The organism is Bradyrhizobium betae (assembly GCF_004123905.1).
Taxonomy (GTDB): Bacteria; Pseudomonadota; Alphaproteobacteria; order Rhizobiales; family Xanthobacteraceae; genus Bradyrhizobium; species Bradyrhizobium betae_A.
Genome location: NZ_MZXW01000017.1, coordinates 15,842 through 35,264 on the forward strand (window position 1 = coordinate 15,842; position 19,423 = coordinate 35,264).

At 60.3% G+C, this 19,423-nt stretch carries 12 protein-coding genes; 10 read left to right on the forward strand and 2 right to left on the reverse strand.

Translation table 11 applies throughout. The features are described 5' to 3' along the window. Positions 1–29 precede the first annotated feature (29 nt). A complete protein-coding gene (locus tag B5V03_RS15785; protein ID WP_164988040.1) occupies positions 30–1,289 on the reverse strand; it encodes a glycosyltransferase family 4 protein in 1,260 nt (419 codons plus the stop codon). 109 nt (positions 1,290–1,398) lie between these two features. On the opposite strand from B5V03_RS15785, the gene B5V03_RS15790 reads away from it, so the two are divergent. Genes B5V03_RS15790 through B5V03_RS15805 form a run of 4 tightly spaced genes read left to right on the forward strand, consistent with a single transcriptional unit; the run spans position 1,399 to position 6,951 of the window. Continuing rightward, positions 1,399–2,538: a glycosyltransferase gene (locus B5V03_RS15790; RefSeq protein ID WP_129271249.1), complete on the forward strand. Its 1,140-nt coding sequence runs from the start codon at positions 1,399–1,401 to the stop codon at positions 2,536–2,538. Continuing rightward, positions 2,504–3,748: an acyltransferase family protein gene (locus tag B5V03_RS15795; RefSeq protein ID WP_129271250.1), complete on the forward strand. Its 1,245-nt coding sequence runs from the start codon at positions 2,504–2,506 to the stop codon at positions 3,746–3,748. Before B5V03_RS15790 ends, B5V03_RS15795 begins: the two co-directional genes overlap by 35 nt. Before the next feature lie 10 nt (positions 3,749–3,758). Further along, entirely contained in the window at positions 3,759–4,877 is a 1,119-nt protein-coding gene (locus B5V03_RS15800) for an acyltransferase family protein (RefSeq protein WP_129271251.1), read from the forward strand. A 4-nt stretch (positions 4,878–4,881) separates the two neighbouring features. Continuing rightward, positions 4,882–6,951: an acyltransferase family protein gene (locus B5V03_RS15805; protein ID WP_129271252.1), complete on the forward strand. Its 2,070-nt coding sequence runs from the start codon at positions 4,882–4,884 to the stop codon at positions 6,949–6,951. Between the two features lie 6 nt (positions 6,952–6,957). On the opposite strand, the gene B5V03_RS15810 is transcribed toward B5V03_RS15805, so the two are convergent. After that, a complete protein-coding gene (locus B5V03_RS15810; RefSeq protein WP_129271253.1) occupies positions 6,958–7,389 on the reverse strand; it encodes a hypothetical protein in 432 nt (143 codons plus the stop codon). 185 nt (positions 7,390–7,574) lie between these two features. On the opposite strand from B5V03_RS15810, the gene B5V03_RS15815 reads away from it, so the two are divergent. The 6 genes from B5V03_RS15815 (at position 7,575) to B5V03_RS15845 (ending at position 19,088) form a co-directional block, all read left to right on the forward strand. Further along, on the forward strand, positions 7,575–8,900 hold the full coding sequence (locus B5V03_RS15815) for an O-antigen ligase family protein (protein ID WP_129271254.1): 1,326 nt from the start codon (positions 7,575–7,577) through the stop codon (positions 8,898–8,900). Between the two features lie 7 nt (positions 8,901–8,907). Further along, positions 8,908–10,266 carry a hypothetical protein gene (locus tag B5V03_RS15820; RefSeq protein WP_129271255.1) on the forward strand — a complete coding sequence of 453 codons (1,359 nt, stop codon included), beginning with the start codon at positions 8,908–8,910 and terminating at the stop codon, positions 10,264–10,266. Beyond that, positions 10,263–11,279, forward strand: a complete 1,017-nt coding sequence (locus tag B5V03_RS15825) for a glycosyltransferase family 2 protein (RefSeq protein WP_129271256.1) — start codon at positions 10,263–10,265, stop codon at positions 11,277–11,279. The genes B5V03_RS15820 and B5V03_RS15825 overlap by 4 nt, the downstream gene beginning before the upstream one ends. Positions 11,280–11,325: 46 nt before the next feature. Next, entirely contained in the window at positions 11,326–12,399 is a 1,074-nt protein-coding gene (locus B5V03_RS15830; RefSeq protein ID WP_164988041.1) for a glycosyltransferase family 4 protein, read from the forward strand. Beyond that, positions 12,399–14,321: an acyltransferase family protein gene (locus B5V03_RS15835; protein WP_129271258.1), complete on the forward strand. Its 1,923-nt coding sequence runs from the start codon at positions 12,399–12,401 to the stop codon at positions 14,319–14,321. The genes B5V03_RS15830 and B5V03_RS15835 overlap by 1 nt, the downstream gene beginning before the upstream one ends. A gap of 651 nt (positions 14,322–14,972) precedes the next feature. Continuing rightward, a complete protein-coding gene (locus tag B5V03_RS15845; RefSeq protein WP_164988042.1) occupies positions 14,973–19,088 on the forward strand; it encodes an Ig-like domain-containing protein in 4,116 nt (1,371 codons plus the stop codon). Positions 19,089–19,423: the final 335 nt, after the last annotated feature.

Here is a 19,423-nt window from a genome sequence, read left to right on the forward strand (position 1 = left end):
ATCATAAACAGAAACACGTCCATCCGGTCTCAATCTTGTTCGATACAGTTTTCGAGCAAGCGGACGCAGGTGCCCCAGTCATAGTCATCCAAGACCTTGTTTCTGGCTGTGTCGGCCTCGCCCCTCGCGACTTCCAAGTCGCCTTGGCAAAGAATGTCAACAGCTGCCTGAACAGCGTTGTTCGGAGAGACAACCCGCCCACAGTAATCTTGCGTCATCTTCCGCGCGCCGGGCAAATCTATGCAAACCGGATAGGCGCCCGCCGCGAGCGCTTCGAGAACGATCAAAGGGAATGAATCCAATATCGAAAGGTGAATCAGAAAATCCGCAGCCGCGAGCCTTTTCATCAGCTCTTCTTCTTCCATTGCCGGAAAAAGCGTAACATTCTCCTTGATGCCATATTCGGCGATCCGCTCGTTCAGCGCCATCCGCGTCTGGTCATCGCAGCCTCCGATGACTTCCGCAGTGAAGGCCAGGTTACGCTGCTTCAGCCTGGCGCAGACTTCGAGGAACAGAAAGCTGCCCTTTTCGTGCGAGAGCCGGCCGGCATGGATCAGCTTGAGACCCTGGCGGCCTGCCCTTCTCTCGACGACGAGTTGTCGCGTGCCAATCGAACGTGGCAGAAAAGTGTGAATGCGGCATCGTGGCACGCCGACAGGCAACGCCAGCTCCTGAAGCTGGGTCTCGGACAAATATGCAAACTTGCTCGACAGGCCGAGCAGTGCGCGGCTCAACGTGCGAAGCATGGCGATCCGCGTGGATTTCCAATTGGCCCCGAGATGTGGCGTGACCACGACCTTGAAACCCATCGCTCTCGCCGCGACCAGAAAAGCCAGATCCGCCAGGTTCACATATTGGAGCCACACGGCGCTCCAGCCTTCATGACGCCGCCGCCAGAAGGTGCGAAGTGATTGCCAGGCTCGGACGGAAGTTGCGGGCCTCAGATAGGCCGTATTTACCGGCAGCCAGTCGACCTGGAGCCGCGCGTCCAAATTCATCGCATCATGGGCACGACTGCAAAATGCCTCAACACCGCCTGGGCGCGCAGGACTGCCTCCAAGGATAAGAACCTTCATCAACAAAGAACTCTCGAACAATGTTCGGCCACTGACGGTTTGCACGTATATGACACCTTGGCCAGCCGGTTTAATCCAAAACCGGACAATCAAGACGGAAGTTAACGGGAACGGCCCGCCACGATCCTTCCGGCGATGCCATTCCCATGCCATGGAGCGCACAAGCCGGGCGGAAACGGGGCCGAGAGTCTCTTTTTCTTTCTGGCGGACCATGGTACGGATCAAGCCACTCAAGTTCTTCCAGAATATGTGTGCCCCGGACTCGTAACGGCTCTAGCAGGTGATCTGACGAGGCTCCGACACCTAGCCGGCGGTTTGCCCAATGAGCGCGCAGTCGATCGTTTTTCTCCTCTCTCACTCTTCCGCGGGAGGCGTTCAGGAAATCTGGGCCAATCTGGCCGAAGGCTTCCGGGCCCGGGGCTTCGACGTACGGCTGATGGCGCTCTACCCCTATCGCGCGCAAGTCCGCGAGACCTCTCCTCATCTGCCCTGGCAATACGTCATCCCTCGCCGGCCGACGGCGATTGGCGCCCAGATCAAGATGCTGATGTCGCTGGTAAGGCTGCTGCGCAAGAATGCGCCGGACATGATTTTCACGGCGATGCCGGCAGCCAATGTCCTTGCTCCGATCGCAGCAAGGCTCGCAGGCGCATCGACACGAATCGTCATCTCGCATCATTCTCCCGTAGGCACCCACAGCCGGATCCTCAACACAATCGACGGCTGGGTCGGGTCGTGGCCGAACGTGCAGACAGTCGTCACCGTTTCGGACGCGGTCGGAGAATCGCTGAACGGCAAGCCGAACGCCTATGTCGCCAAGCGGCGAACCATTCACAACGCGCTCCCGCCGGAGATCGAGACGTTGCTCACAACGCTTTCCGCCGTGCGCGAGCGCAAGACGACGCGCGGACGGCGCGTCGTGGCAACGGGGCGCCTGTTCCCACAAAAGAATTATCCCGTTCTGGTGCGCGCAGCCGTGCACATGCCGGACGTCAAGATCATCATTGTCGGCACCGGCCCCGAGGAGGCCATGCTGAAGACGCTCGCTGACGAACTCGGCGTGACGGACCGCATCGAATTTGCCGGGCATCGCTCCCGGAAGGAAGCGCTCGAGCTGCTCTCGGAAGGCGATGTCTTCGTGCAGCCGAGCTGGTTTGAAGGACACAGCCTCGGATTGATCGAGGCTGCGAAGCTGCAATTGCCACTGGTTGTTTCCAACGTTCCCGTTCAGATCGAGGGCATTACCGCCGCCGACGGGACAGCATGCGGCATCGCCGTCGATCCCAGCGACGACAAGGCGCTCGCCCGCGAGATCCTGCGGCTACTCGACGACCCAGCTCATTATGTGACGTGGACTGATCGCGCGCGCCACCTGGCAAACGCGATTACTTATGAAGGCATGATTTTAAAGTACGAGGAGTTAGTACATGACGATAGCAATCAGGGGAGCGAGACCGGCTGACGCCGCCGCGTCCAAGCCCAGAACGACAATTCTTTCGGTCCAAGTCATGCGCGGCCTCGCCGCGGTAGCAGTTGCGATATTTCACGCACACGTCATCCTAGCAAGACCCGAATACGGCGGCTTCACCATCCTGCCGAGCATCGCCACAAAGGGCTGGCTCGGTGTGAACTTTTTCTTCGTGCTCAGCGGCTTCATCATCATGTTTGCGCACGCAAACGACGTGGGCCGGCCGGATCGCATATCCAATTATGTCTGGAAGAGATTTTCCCGGGTCTATCCGGTTTATTGGATATTCCTGACCTTTTTCCTCGCTGCCGCGTATCGCGGGATAGGCCACCCCAACTTCTCATGGGATAGTGCCAATATTTTGACCGCTTTTGCGCTCGTCAAACTTTGCGATCAATTCAGCCTTCCGCTTCAGGTCGCATGGACGCTGTTCTACGAGGTGACGTTCTACGCGGTCTTCATTGTGTTGCTGGTGAATCGCACGATCGGAATCGCCGTGCTGTCGGCATGGATGCTATGCGTCACCTTCAGCAGCCTGGTTCTCGGAAATGTCGAGTGGGGGCTTCTGAATATCTGGAATGCCTATTTTGTGGTCGGCATGCTCGTTTATCTGCTCTATCGCAAGATGGACGGACGCTGGGCGCTACCGCTCCTGATCATGGGCTCGCTGTTGCTGCTCGTGATGCTTCGCGGCTATATCAGGGAGATGGAGTACGCACAGACACATCCGTGGATGATGATCTCGATTGCACTGCCGTTCGCGATGATCCTCCTGGGGTGCGTCCTGGCGGAGCAGCGCTATGGCTGGAAGCCACCGCGCGTGCTGCTAAACCTCGGAGACGCGACCTATGCCATCTATTTGGTACATTCTCCCGCTATCACGATGATCGCTTTGCTGAACTACAAGTTTGCAGCAGGAGTGATGCCGCCAATGGTTCTGTTTGCAGTCACATGCGTGGGTTCCGTCGCCGCGGGCGTTCTGGCGCACCTCTTTGTGGAACGTCCCGTTCTTGGGCTCCTGAAGAGCCTCGAGACGCGCGGCGTCGGCACGAAGGTTGCAGCGATGGGCAAATGGCTGGGCGCAACGGTGGTTCAGTCCGCTCGAGGCCTCGCGCAGAGCCGTTACATTCCGGCGCGCGGGCATCATCATGCTGGGCTTGGAACCTCCGGCATATCCCGTGCCGACTTGATTAAGCCGGCGTGATAGGAGTGGAATGTTGACGCCAGAAGAGTCCGCCGGACGTGACAGACCGTCTCATCCGGCAAAGAAGGCACTCCAGTCCGTGCAAGTCATGCGCGGGCTGGCAGCCGTTGCCGTCGCCATTTACCACACGCACTTGATCCTGGCGCAGCCCGAGTATGGCGGCCTCAGCCTATTCGGTGCGGTGGCTTCGAAGGGATGGCTCGGCGTCAATTTCTTCTTCGTTCTGAGCGGCTTCATCATCATGTTTGCTCACGTGAAGGACGTGGGCAAACCCGCCAGACTTGGAAACTATCTTTGGAAAAGATTTGTGCGGGTTTATCCGGTTTACTGGATTTTCCTGACCCTCTTCCTGATCGCCGCCTACCGCGGCATCGGGCACCCCAACTTCTCGTGGAACACGGAAAACCTGCTTTCCGCCTATGCTCTTGTCAAACTCGCCGAGCCGCTGAGCCTGCCGCTGCAAGTGGCATGGACATTGTTCTATGAAATGGCGTTCTATGCCGTTTTCTGCACTCTGATCCTGAATAGGCTGCTGGGCACCGTGGTGCTCGTCGCCTGGGCCGTGTCGATTCTGGTCAACAGCCTCGTTCTTGGACACGAGCCGGGATTGCTCCAGATGTGGAACGACATGTGGTGCGCCTATTTTCTGATCGGCGTCTGCACGTATTTCGCTTTCACAGTCACCGACCAGCGGTGGGGCGTTCCGCTGCTGGCCCTGGGTCTGGTCCTCCTGGTCCTGACAGCCTCAACCCTTGCAGGCGGCCGGATCGGCGTCACCCAGAAGGATCCGCTTGTTCTGCTGACGCTCGCGGTGCCCTTCGCCTTGATCCTGCTGGGCGGCGCCTTGGGCGAGCGGCAGCATAACTGGAGCTTTTCGCCGATCTTGCTCAAGATCGGCGACGCGACTTATTCGATCTATCTGGTGCACTCACCCGTCATTACGGTCGTAGCGCTGCTCAATGCTCGCCTTGCGTCACATTGGATCCCCCCGATTCCTCTTTTCCTGTCGACCGCAATCATCGCAGTTGTCGCCGGTGTGCTCGCCCACATTTTTGTCGAGAAGCCGGTGCTTCGTGCTCTGCGGGACCTTCGCGCTGGCCGTCGCGCCGTGAGCCAGGCCGCTGAGTAGGATCATGAGCGCAAAAGCAAGATATTTTGCCGGTATCGACGGGCTCCGGGCCGTCGCAGTCCTGTCGGTGCTTCTCTATCACCTGCACGAAAGCTTTCTGCCGGGTGGATATTTCGGCGTCGACATCTTCTTCGTCATCTCGGGCTTCGTTGTCACCGGATCGGTCGCCGGCGCGCGGTTCGACAGTCTGTTCCAGTTCCAGGGACATTTTTACGCGCGGCGCATCGTGCGCATCATGCCTGCGCTGGTGTTCTGCCTGGTCGTCACCGCCGTTGTCGGAACGCTGTTCATTCCCTCGTCATGGCTGAGCAACATGCTGGCGAAGACGGGCCTCGCAGCCTTCTTCGGCGGCAGCAATATCGTGCTGGCGCTCAATAACGACGAGTATTTCTCGCCGAGGGCCGCCTTCAACCCGTTCGTCCACACGTGGTCCCTCGGCGTCGAGGAGCAGTTCTATCTCCTGTTCCCGATCCTGATCTATTTCTTCCATCACGAGCGGCCAGGCGCCAAGACGACGCGCGCCGTCGCCGTCATATCGGCTCTTTCGGTCATCTCGTTCGCCTTGTGCGGACTGTTGACCTGGTATCGCTGGGAGTACGCGTTCTACCTCATCCCGGCGCGCTTCTGGGAGTTGGGCGCCGGTGTCGTGCTGTATTTGTCGATGAACGCATGGGCGCCGCACATCAGCGCGCTGAGCCCGCAGAAATACAATCTCGGGTTTATCACCGGATTGCTTCTGGTCGCCGTCTCTTTCGCAATTCCGGCCACGATATTCTCGCCGTTTCCGGCGGCCCTCGTTCCCGTTGCGGGCACGGCCTGCCTGATTGCGTTCATCGTGGCGCAACCCGAGCGTGCATTGCCGGCGAAGTTTGCGAGACCGGCTCCCGTCTTCGTCGGAAAGATCTCCTATTCGCTCTATCTCTGGCACTGGCCAACCTTCGTGCTGTTTCGCTGGACGGTCGGGCTGGACCAGATCCAGACCTGTCTCGCGGCCGTCGCAATCGCCGCGCTTCTGGCGATCGCCTCCTACGAGATCGTCGAGCAGCCCGCTCGAAAGTTTCAGTGGCAGAAGCGCCTGTCCGTCGCGAAGTTCATCCCTGCCTCGCTTGCCGTCGTTCTGGTGATTACGGGGGCCACAGCCGCCGTCTTCAAGTATAAATCGAAGCTGACGCTCAGTGTCACCGGCAATACCGACGTCTGGTATCCGCTGGCCCGCAAGAGCGTGGCGTCTGTGAAAGACTGCAGGATCGTGCGATCCGACGTCGTGGAAGGCGGCGTCCCGCTGACGGTCTGGAAACCGACCGAGTGTCAGGGAGCGCTCTCTGCCGGCATCGTCTATGTCGTTGGCGACTCCCATGCCAGTGCCTACACCACGATGGTACGCCAATTCGCGCTCGATACCGGCACCACCGTCAAGGTCTACTCGCACGAGGGCTGCGCGTTCATTCCGCTCGATCGGCCGATCGCCGAGCACGACAGCGACTGCAGGAAATCTCATCAGGTCATCGCGCAATATCTGAAAGACGCGATCAAGCCGCACGATCTCGTTTTCCTTCCGAGCCTGCGGCTCCCGCGGTTCGGCAATCAGTGGGGCGATATCGACGGTGAGGGCAAGGCATCGACCCCAGCAGCCCAGAACCAGGCAGCGGTCGTGGCGGAAGCCATGCAGCTCCTCGCTCCGATCACCCAGCTCGGCGCACGCGTTGAATTCGAGGCGCCCAAGCCGATATTCCGGACTCCTCCGTTTCGTTGCTCCGATTGGTTCAACCGGGACAATGCCGTTTGCGCCCCAGGCTTCAACATGAGCCGTCAAGACCTCGAGAAGTTGCGCACACCGATCCTGGCCGCGATGACCGAGCTCACCGCCAAGAATTCGAAGATATCGGTCTGGGATCCCTTCCCGCTCCTGTGCCCTGATCAGACCTGCACATCTTTCCGCGACGGAAAGCCGCTATTCTTCGATGCGGATCATCTCAGCGGTTTCGGCAACGACTTGTTGTATGGAAACTTCTCCAAGAACACGCTTGCCCTAATGGGCTCTACCCAGAGCGCCAACGCGGAACCCTCAAAGTAGGAAGCATCAGCGCGCTGCCGGCTCCCAGCGGCGCGTTCGGGACGGAGCATCGCCGATATTGATCGTAGCCTCGATCGTCGTTTCTCCCTGAACGCGAAGCGCACTCCCCTTCACCAGCAACCGGAAGGTGTCGGACTCGTTCGAGGAGCCGGCGATGTAGCGGAACGACGGACCGTTGATCGCGATGCGGCCAAACTTCGGCTGATTCAAGACGAGAACTTGATCAATCAGAAGGGTGGACCAACGGAGCCCCTGCACGCATTCCTCGCCTTGGCGGAGCTCGATGTTCCAGTTTACAACTTCCGAGCGAAGCCGGATCGGTTCTGGTCGAAGAATGCACGTTCCGCCGGCCCGCACGGGCGTCTGGCAGGCAGCTATCAGGAACGTGATGACCAGAATGGCGATGCGGATGGAGTAGCAGGGCATGGTAAAGACCACTCGTGGATCTTTCAAAGGGGACGCATAAACTGTAGTGGCAACCATATTGGCGCCGACATTGCACCGCAACAAACATCCCGGTAGTATCGAGTAGAGCCGCTTGCCTGACGCAGCATGGTTACGACGATCAGGCGGCCTTTGCCTTCAGTATTGCTGATCCACACGCCAACCGACGTCCGGCAGGAATGACCATTCAATCCGAACGAAGCGCTTCGATTGCTCTTCACCGCAGACCTGCGCCGCCTTCGGTGCCCATCGCCAGCCTGACGATGTACGCACTGCTGGGCTTGATGGTGGCCGGCCCGTATCTGACGCTGAAGACACTGCCCTACACAGGTGAAGGAAGCGTTCTCAGGCAACTCGCCTTCACGGGTATCTATATCGCGGCGCTGACTGCGGCGCGTGTTGCGGCCAATCCTCGCGGCCTCTTCCCGCTCCCGTTAAGCCTCGGACTCACGCTGCTGTGGTTCTGGCTGAGCCTCACCTGGGCGGTCGATCCCGACATCGCCATGCGCCGTCTCCTGCTGACGACGATGATCGTGCTCACCGTGTTCAGCATGGTGGACATTTTGGGTTATGCGAGGACCATTCTCATCTTCCGGGAGATGATGATCGTGATTCTCGCGATCAATTTCCTGTCCGTCGTTCTGCTGCCGTCGGTCGGCATCCACCAGCAGCTGGACGTCGAGGGATTTGGCCTCGATCCCGAACTGGTCGGAAACTGGAAAGGAGTTCTGACGCAGAAGAACTTCGCCGGCGCCGTCTGCGCGCTTACCATTTCCGTATTTCTGTTTGACGCTCGTTCGATAAAGACCTGGATTCGCTGGGCGGTCATCCTGGGCAGCGCGTTTTTCCTGTACAAGACGCATGCAAAGACATCGATAGGCATGATCGTTTTGTCCTTGTCAGCCGGATGGGTGTTCCAGGCCTACAATCCGAGATTTCGACCGCTGCTCCTGCCGGCCCTACTGGGTACGATTCTGGTGATCGTCGGTATGGCGATCGCTTACTGGAGCGACATCCAGGCGATATTCAGCCGGCCGGATGCATTCACGGGACGCGTGCATATCTGGTCGACGCTGCTCTCTTACTGGAAGGACCATTGGCTCCTCGGCTCGGGCTATGGATCGTTCTGGAATATCGGCGGCAACAAAAGTCCCCTGTACCATTACGTCAGAGAGACGGACTGGGTCGCCCTCGTCGCGATCGGACACAACGGCTACATCGACCTGCTCTGTCAGACCGGGCTTCCAGGGCTCGTCATGGTGGTCTTGTCGACCGTCATCATTCCGCTCGCGAACCTGGGCTCCGGATCGATCCCCCGCAGTCAGCGTGGTCTGCTGGCATCCTTCCTGATCTTCTGCGTCGGACACAATCTCACGGAAACGAGCGTGCTGGATCGTGACTCCATCGTCGGGATCCTCCTGATGTTCACAATCGCATTGATTCTGGCGTCTGCACGCTCGGCGCAATCCGCGCCCACGGCTGCTGTGCCCAGCCTGCATGGTTGACTGACTCTTGAGCGAGGGCAGCAAACAAAACTCCGGCCTTGAAAAGGCGCTTCGGTACGGCCTGGCAGCGATCGGACCGATTGCAACCGCGGGCAGCCAGTTCGTTCTTTCGCTGCAGCTTCTGCACGTCCTCGACATCAAGTCGTTCGGCAGCTTCGCCTTCCTTCTGGTCACCTCCCAGTTCAGCAGCGGGGTCTGGAGCGCATTGTTCTGCGCACCGCTTCCCGTGCTGGTCACTCAAGGATCCGCCGAGCAGCGACAAACGATGCTGCGCTGCCTTTTCGCGACCAACCTCGCGCTTGCGGCGGCCGCGTTCTTCGTCTTCTGGGCCCTGGGAGAGGCGCTTGGCGTCGCGCATGGCGCGGCCGCGCTGTTCGCGGGATACGGCGCTTTCGCGCTGCTGCGCTGGTTCGGCCGGGCCTATGCGTACGTCACCGGACATCAGATCAGGGCAACCATGTCCGATCTGCTGTACAGCCTCGCACTGCTCGCGGGACTCAGCGCCATCTACCTTACGAAATCCTCCGACCTTTATCTGCCGAACGCAGCGTTGATGGCGAGCGCCATACTGAGTCTGATTCCGTTCGGAGGCTCCTATCTCGTCCAGCAATTCGTCAAACTTTCCTTCCGCGACATTCCTCGCTATCGGGAAGTTTGGCGCCGGCATTCGAGCTGGTCGCTGACCGGCGTGGTGACCACAGAGGCGACTGCCAACGCGCACGCCTACATTGTCACCTTCTTTCTTGGCCCGACTGCGTTCGCGCCCTTGTCGGCGAGCGCGTTGCTGATCCGTCCGATCAGCGTCGTCATGAACGCGCTGACCGACTTCGAGCGTCCGCAGATGGCGCGCCAGCTCGACGCCGGCAATTTCGGCGGCGCGCTGCATTCTCTGCGCACATTCCGTATCGCCATGATCGGAATTTGGGCTTTGACCGCGCTAGCCGCGGCCGCTCTCATCATATTCGCTCCGCGCCTGATCTTTCCGGAGCGATATGCGATCAACTACCTGGCCGTCGCGGCCGCGTTGTGGATGGCAGTTGCGGGAACGCGATCGCTGCGAACCGCCGACAGCGTTCTGCTCCAGGCGGGCGGCGTGTTTCGCGAGCTTGCCTATGCCAGCATGATTTCGTCGGGGGTTTCGGTACTGGCAGTTATCGCACTGCTCGTCTGGGGCGGCCCTCTCTGGTCCATTGCAGGAATTCTGGTTGGCGAAGCCGTCTATGCAGCCTGGATCTGGCGCGAGGCGGCGCGCTGGCGGCATCGCCAGTCTGCCGCCGGCTCTGATGGCGCCGGGCCGCTCGCAGCTTCGCCGGAAGCCGCTCAAGCGCAGCCACGCGAGCGCGTCGACGAGGAGCAGGCTTCATGAAGGTCTCGGTTGGCATCAAGGCCTTGAATGAGGAAAGCCACATCGGCGCATCGCTAGGGAGCGCCGTTGAAGCCGTTCGACCTTTCGGCGGCGAGGTCATCCTGGCTGACAGTGGCTCGACTGACCGTACGATCGAGATCGCAAGACAGTTTCCCGTGAGGATCTATCAGCTCGCAACGCCTTCGGAGCGCTCCTGCGGCACCGGCGCGCAGCTCGCCTTCCAGCATGCCGAAGGTGACTATTTCTACCTGCTGGACGGAGACATGGTGCTCGATCCCGCATTCCTCCCGGCCGGAATCTCTTTTCTTGAATCCAATTCCGGGTTCGCCGCGGTCGGTGGCCGCGTTCGCGAGGTCAACACCGATACCGAGGAGTACAGGATCCGCGCCAACACGGTGCAGGCTGACGCCAACTGGCGGCCGGGTGCGGTCGATCGGCTGGATTGCGGTGGCCTCTACCGCATGTCCGCGCTCAAGGAGCTCGGCTACTTCGCCGACCGCAATCTTCACGCCTTCGAAGAATTCGAGCTCGGCGCGCGACTGCGCGAACGGGGCTGGCAACTTGCCCGGATCGACGTTCCGGCCGTCGATCACCACGGTCATACGACCGGAAGCTTCAAGCTGCTGTGGCGACGGTTGAAGTCCGGCTACGCCGCGGCGCATGGCGAGGTCCTGCGCGGCGCGATCGGCAGGCCGCATCTGTCACTGGTCGTCCGGCACCTCAGCCATATCAGGAACAGCATTGCCGTGATCGCCTGGTGGGCGGCGTTGATCATACTCGGTTTTCTGTATCCCCACTTGGCCCTGACCCTCCTCGTGCTGCCCTTGCTGCTGCTGGTTGTGCGCAGAAAGTCGCTTCGGCTCGGTCTCTACTCCTTCACGATGTGGAACACCTATGCCTGGGGGCTTCTTGCTGGGCTGTTCAGCTCCCGCAAGCCACCTGAACGGAAGATCGATTCGGTCGAGCTCGCCGCACAACTTCCCGAGAGGACGCAGGCCTCGCATCGCCAATGATAACTCGCTTCTCACGCTTGCAGATGATTTCCAGCAGAGTAACTCGATGAAACGCATCTCGGTGATCGCACCGCATTTCCAGGAGTACTCGCTGCTTTTCGCCAATGCGCTGTCGCGTCATGGTCCCGTCAGGCTGTTCATCGATCTGAAGCGACTGAAGAGCGAGTTCAGCGACCGCCAGATGCCTGTCGCCGCCAATGTCACCATACAGCATGTCGGGCTCAATTCGATCCTCGATGTATTCCGAATTTTTTTCGGGATGCTTCGATCGCGCCCTAACGAACTCTTCGTTCAAGAAGCTTCCGGCCTGCTCAAGTCGATCATCTGCGCCTGCGTGGTCACCGTCGCCCGGCCGTTCTGCAAGATCGTTCTGACCGTACACGATCCGGTGCCGCATTCAGGACGCGATGCGGCGATCGCTGGCCGGCTCGATCGCTTTCGCCGCTATGTCCGCGGGCGGGCTCACGTCGTTCTGGTTCACGGACGATATTGCTACGACGAGTATGTCGCGAACCACAACTTCCCCGGACAAAAGGTTCATATCACCGAACATGGCGTCATCCTGTCCGACGGGGACGCTACCGAAACCCCTGCCGCTCCGTTCAGCGTCCTGTTCTTTGGCCGCATGGAGGAATACAAGGGCGTGGATGTGCTGTGCGAGGCTACGGAGATCCTGAAGGACGAGAACATCGACTTCAGGCTCCGTATCGCCGGACGCGGACCCGAGATCGATCGCTTCCAGCAACGCTACGAGCGCATTCCGGGTGTCGAGGTGCTCAACACGTTCGTTCCGGCAAAGGGGCTGGTCGAATCGATCGTGGATGCCGATTGCGTCGTCCTGCCGTATTTGAGCGCGACGCAGAGCGGCGTTCTCGCGGGGGCCTTCGCCAACGGCCGCTTCGTGATTGCAAGCCGGGTTGGCGGCATTCCGGACATCGTCACGCACATGGAGGACGGGATTCTCGTGCCGCCGAACGATCCTCGCGCACTGGCGGACGCCCTGAAGCTTGCCGCATCCGACAGGGAGCTTCGGCAGCGTTTGAAGGCGGGAGCGCGTCACACCACCGACACGCGGCTTCGCTGGGACCGGATCGTCGACAACCTGCGCTCGGTCTGTTGATGTCGTCGTCCGAAGTCCGGTACCGCCCCGACATCGACGGCCTGCGGGCCGTCGCTGTCGTTGGGGTGCTGATTTTTCACGTTGCCCAATCGTTTCTTCGCGGAGGCTACGTTGGCGTCGACGTCTTTTTCGTAATTTCCGGCTACCTGATCAGCTCGAACATCCTTGCGCAGGCCGAGCAGGGAAAGTTCAGCATCGCGCGATTCTACGAGCACCGGCTGCGACGGATATTTCCGGCCTATGCCGTCGTGCTGGCTTTCACCACGGCGGCCGTCGTCTGGAAATTCGTCCCGAGCGAGATCAACGCCTATGCGAAGGCGCTTGGAGCAGCGATCGCATCCGTCACGAATATCTACTTCTGGGCCACATCGGACTATTTCGCGGTCTCAGCTGAAGAGTTGCCCCTGCTGCACACGTGGTCGCTCGCGGTCGAGGAGCAGTTCTATCTTCTGTTTCCGTTTCTGGTTGTTGCCATCCATCGATGGTTTCCCGGACGGCACGCCGTGGCCGTGCTCGCGATCTTTGTTGTCTCATTGGCCATCAGCATATGGGGCACCTATGTTGCTCCGATTGCCACCTTCTATCTCCTTCCGACGCGCGCCTGGGAGCTTCTTCTGGGTACGCTGCTTGCGCTCAAGATCGGACCATCACCTCGAACCGAATTGCAGAGAAACCTGACGGCCGGCGCTGGGCTCGCGCTGATCGCGCTCCCCATGATTCTCTATTGGCCGTACACGCGCTTTCCGGGACTGGCGGCCGTTCCCCCTTGTCTGGGCGCCGCCCTCATCATGCTGGCTGGCGAGACGGGCGGCAGCCTGGTCGGACGACTGTTGTCGATGCGTCCTGTCGTGTTCGTGGGACTGATCTCCTACTCGCTCTATCTCTGGCATTGGCCTCTCATGGTGCTTCAACGCACCGACTTCCTGCTGGTGCATAGCGACTCCCGCTTCGTAACGCGCGGAGCTGTCTTCGTCGCATCGTTTATCTGCGCGTTTCTGTCCTGGTGGATCGTCGAGCGGACGACGCGAAATCGCCGGCTCGTCTCTTCCAAAACCGTCGTCCTGGGTTCCGGTGTTGCGGCGTTGGCGCTGCTGCTGGCAGCCGGGGTGCTGAGCTATACCGGCGGCTTCCAGCAGCGCTTCTCACCCGACGCCTTGGCCGTCGCGCGATATCTCGACTACGATGAAAAGAAGCAGTTTCGCGAAGGCAGCTGTTTTCTCGACCGCGACACGCCGTTTCAGCGCTTCGACCGGACTGCCTGCCTGCCGGACATTCCGGGCCGACCGAACTATCTCCTGATCGGCGACAGTCACGCGGCCGCCCTTTCCTCCGGACTGCGTCAGGCTCTTCCCGACGCGAATGTCCTTCAGCTCTCGGGCGTTGGTTGTCCGCCGACGATCGCACTTCAGCCTGCTGCAAGCGAGGCATGCAGCGGACTGAATCATCTCGCTTTCGAGGAGATCTCGAAGACGCGCAAGATCACCAAGGCCTGGCTGGTGGCGCGATGGAACGTCGGACGCCTCGGCCAAGGGCCCGGCTGGAACAGGGACTGGCTGGCGGATCTGCTGCAGACCGTGGAGGAGCTGCGGCGGCATGGAATCGAGTCCATCGTGATCGGTCCGATGCCCGAATATGCGTCGCGCCTGCCGAGATTGCTGGCGAAGTCCATCGAGACCCACGACCCCGGGCTTGCATCACGTTCCCTGACGGCGGATTCGCTCGCTCTGGATCGCCAGATGGCCGACTTCACCCGCAAGCATGGGATCGCCTACGTATCGCTTGCTGATGCCGTTTGTTCCGGCTCCGACAGAAGCTGCATGACCTACGCAGCCCCGGGCGTGCCGCTGCTGTTCGACAGTGACCATCTGACGGACATCGGAGCAGCGCTGGTCGCGGAGAAGATCTCGCCGCAGCTTCGGTGATAGCAATTCGTCACCTGCCGCATCCGCGGTGCCCTGACGCATCCCGAGCAGCGGTTCACGGATACGTCCCCCGTATTGTTACGGAGATCGAAAACAGAATCACGACGATTTAGCAGCCTGTTCAGGCCGGCTCCCTCGTAAATTCTTCACCTCGTTTGATGAAACGCGAAACAGCTCGGCGAAAGACGGTGCGTCCCGCTCGCGGACCCACTGCTCAATTTTTCGGCGGGGAATACACGCGTCTTCGTGTCGCGGTTTTCAATCGCCTCATTCAAACGAACGAGGCGGCAGTAGACTACATTGTGCGATCAGCTGATCGGGCAACACGCTAAAATCCGCGTTTCCGAGAAAGAACGCGGCATTATTTCCACTCGCATCAACAAAAGTGCGGAATCGCAGCTGTTTGCACGACAGCTTTGTGACGAAACATTTCCATTCGCCCGCAGTGTCTGCGCAATAGCATGCTCATTATTTGCGCCTGCAAGAACCGTCGACGCCAAATTCTGAACAGATTATTGACTGATGTAGCGCCTACTAACGTTGAGCGCGACGATTCATATTTGGACTATTTGTTGTAAATCTTGAGGGTCACACCAAGCTGAAATTTGCAAATGAGTGGCTTTTTGCGCCGAGAAATTCAAGGAGAGGCGCATGGCTACCTACGTTACCGCGAACGGATTGGTGCTTCCAATCTCTCAGACGCCAGACAACTGGCCCGCAGGCACGACAGCTTCGGAAACTCAGATTGGCACTTCCGGGAATGATCAGTTCCAGGGTTCAGGCGGCGATCTTCTGATCGGCGGCGCCGGCGACGATACGTATTTTCTCTGGGATTCGGCATCCTCGATCACGGAGCAGGCGAGCCAAGGGGTAGACACCGTCTACGCCGAATATTGGGGTGCGGCCACCCTTTCCGACAATGTCGAAAATCTGTTCCTGATGTCCGACGGTTCGACTTCGGGAACAGGCAACGCATTGAACAACATCATCGTGGCGGGCGCGATTGGCGCAACGCTCGATGGCGGCGCAGGCGATGACGTTCTGGTTGGCGGCGCGGGAGCCGATATCTTCAAGGTCACAGCGGGCAACGGCTCGGATGCGATCGTGAATTTCAAACCGAGCAGCGACGTCGTCAAATTGGGCGGCTACGGCATATCGAGCTTCGATCAATTGATGTCGCTCGCAACGCAGAACGGTTCCGACGTGCAGTTTTCCTTCGCCAATGGCGAGAAGCTCGTCCTGCGCGACGTCAATCTTTCCGATTTGAGCGCCTACGACTTTGGCTTGCCTGCTCCGGTCTCGGCATTACAGCCCGGCTATAGCCAGCTGGTTGGATCTGGCGAGATCGCCGTCGCGAACGGCTGGGTGATCTTCAACAATGTCTGGAATCCGGGGAGCCTCGGATCCAAGGACTATTCGATCACCGGCTCGTACAAGGCTGCCGACCTCACCGACCACACGACGTTCACCTGGTCGTTTCCACTCGTCACCGAAGCCGTCTCGACCGTGCGTGCCTATCCCGAAATTAGCTTCGGACCGAATCCTCTCAGCGACGTTCAGACGCCTGCCCCCGGCGCCGTCTTCCCGGTCCAACTGAGCTCCCTGTCCGGGCTCACCGCCAGTTTCGACCTTTCCTATCAGGGAAACATGGATGGCTTCGACGTCTCCTTTGACGTCTGGCTGACCAGCGTGCCGAATGGTGGAGCATCGACCATCACAAACGAAGTGATGGTCTGGCTGCACAAGGGCGACGTCAAGCCGTTCGGCGACCTGATCGGGACCTACCAGGACGGCACGATCTCCGCCAAGATCTATCATGGCGACAACAATGGTCGCCCGTACACCGCCGTCGTCCTCGATACGGACCTGCCTGCGGGCAGCATCGACTTCAGTGGGATCTTGAACAAGCTCCAGAGCCTCGGCATCGTATCTTCCAGCGAATATCTGGCTTCGATCGAACTTGGTGCCGAGGTCGTTTCCGGTGCGGGCTCGCTGACCATCAACGATCTCAATTTCGCTGTCAAAACCAAAGACGCGCTCGGTGCCGTGACGTCGACCACGGTTACCGGCACTGACGTATCAAGCACCGTAACGACACCCGGCACGACCTCGGTACCGGTGATCGGCTCGTTCTCACCCGACACCAATGTCGTCGGGGATGGCCTCACCAGCGCCAACAAGATCACCTTGAGCGGCGGCGCGGCGGTCGTCGGCAGCACCATCGTGATCTATGATGGCGGCACCAAGATCGGAACGGCGATCACGGGGGCCGATAATTCGTGGTCATTCACGACGTCGACACTGTCGGATGGTACCCACGTCTTCACGAGCAAGATGATCGACTCCGCCGGCAACGTCAGCGCATCTTCCGCGGCGTTGAACGTGACCGTCGACACGACTGCGCCAAATGCGCCGACCTTGCTTTCGATTACGCCGGACAGCAACATCGTGGGCGACGGCGTCACCAGCGCCAATCAGATCACCCTGCATGGCGCGGCAGCGGCCGGCATTACCGTGCAGATATACGAGAGCGGCAATCTGATCGGCACCGCCGTTGCCGGCAACGACGGTCTCTGGTCCTTAACTACCGCGACTCTCGCAGACGGCAAATACAGCTTCAGCAGCAAGGCGATCGACGCGGCGGGCAATGTCAGTGCGACGTCCGCCTCATACGGCGTGACGATCGATACGGTTGCGCCGAACAAGCCCGCGTTCTACGGGACCGCGTCCGATGGGCACGTGGTCACCAATGGAGCCACCAACGCCAATCACATCACGCTGAACGGAGCCGCGCTGCCGAACAGCACGATCAAGATTTTCGACGGAAGCACCCAGATCGGAACCGCGACCGTCGACGGCAACGGTGTCTGGACTTTCGTGACTGCAGCCCTGGCTGACGGAAGTCATACGCTCACCGCCAAGACCATGGATGCTGCAGGCAATCTCAGCGCCGCTTCGACGGCTCTGGCCGTCACGGTGGATACCGTCGCGCCCGATACGCCGGTCCTGCTGTCATTCTCGCCTGACAGCAATATCGCTGGCGACGGCATCACCAGCGCCAACAAGATCACGCTGAACGGCGCCGCAGCGATCGGCAGCACCGTCAAGATCTACGATGGCGGCACCTTGATCGGTACCGCCGTCGTCAACAGCAGCGGGCTCTGGTCATATGCAACCAGCGCGCTGTCGGACGGCACTCATTCGTTCACCAGCAAGGTGATCGATACGGCCGGCAATCTCAGCGCGGCGTCCTCCGCCATGAAAGTGACAATCGATACGGTAGCGCCGAACAAGCCCGGCTTCTCCGCATTCGCTCCCGATGGCCATCTGGTCACCGGCGGTGCCGTCAACGCCAACCACATCACCATGAGCGGCGGTGCTGCCGCCAACAGCACCATCAAGATTTTCGACGGAACCACGCAGGTCGGAACTGCATCGGTCGATAGCAACGGCGTGTGGTCCTTTACGACCGCCGCGCTGGCCGACGGCAGTCACACGCTCACCGCCAAAACCATGGATGCGGCCGGCAATCTCAGCGCGGCATCGACTGCCCTGAGCATCACGGTGGATACCGTTGCGCCCGATGCACCCGCCCTGCAGTCGTTCTCTCCCGACAGCAATGTCGTCGGTGACGGTATCACGAGTGCAAACCAGATTACGCTGAATGGCGCGGCAGCGGCCGGCGCGACCATCAAGATCTACGACGGCAGCATTGTGATCGGCACCGCCGTCGCGAACAGTAGCGGGCTCTGGTCATACGCGACGGCCGCGCTGTCGGACGGCACGCACACCTTCACCAGCAAGGCCGTCGATACGGCTGGCAATTACAGCACCGCGTCCTCGGCCTTGAATGTCACGGTCGACACGGTGGCTCCCAACAAGCCGGGTTTCTCCGCCTTTGCGCCCGACGGCCACCTGATCACCAGCGGGGACACCAATGCCAACCACATCACGCTCGATGGCGGTGCTGCGGCCAACAGCACTGTCAAGATCTACGACGGAGCAACGCAGATCGGCACCGCATCGGTCGATGGCAACGGTGTATGGTCGTTCACGACCGCAGCATTGACCGACGGCAGTCACACACTCACCGCCAAGGCCATGGATGCAGCCGGCAACCTCAGCGCGGCCTCGACGGCGCTGAACGTCGCGGTCGATACCATGGCGCCCGATGCACCGGCCGTGTTGTCGTTCTCTCCTGACAGCAATGTCGTCGGCGACGGCATCACGAATGCCAGCAAGATCACGCTGGCGGGCGCGGCGACAGCCGGCCTGACCGTCAAGATCTATGACGGCAGCACGCAGATCGGCAGCACGACCGCGGGAAGCGATGGCACCTGGTCCTTTGCCACGGCGGCACTGTCTGACGGCAACCACAACTTCACGAGCAAGGCGATCGACACGGCCGGCAATGTCAGTGCGGCCTCCTCGGCCCTGAAGGTAACCGTGGACACGGTCGCGCCAAACGCGCCCAACTTCACGGCCTATGACACAAGCGGTCATGCGATGAGCAATAGTGCGTCGACCAGCGTCGATCAGTTCACCCTGAAGGGCGGTGCTGCAGCCAATATGACGATCGAGATATTCGATGGCTCGACCCGGATCGGCACGACGACGGCCAACAGCAGCGGCGCCTGGTCTTTTACGACGGCCGCCCTCGCCGACGGCAATCACGTGCTTACCGGCGATGCAGTGGACGCCGCCGGCAATCACAGCGCGGTGTCAGCCGCGCTGAACCTGACGGTCTGGCATGACCTGGTGGTCTAGACGACCACGCCAACCGATCGGGCGGCCCAGGCTGTTGGAAGCAGCCTGACGGCCGATCGGGCCCGCCGGTGGCGGTCCCGCCGATAGAGGACGCGCCCGGCCGAGGGAAGGTCTTGGCTTGGCGCGCCGCACCCGGCACTCCAGGCAGCTCAGCCGCCTCAGGCTGAGCTTCCGAAACCGGAGCAATTTTTTTTCGCTGATAACGAATCCCGCACGTCTAAAAGACGACGATATCGCGCGCACCGCGCATATCACCGTCCGCCAAGAGCGCGCTCGTTGGCCGCACGGTTCGAATCCTGCAGCGAGCGCTGAGCCTGGACCTTGACCAACCCGCC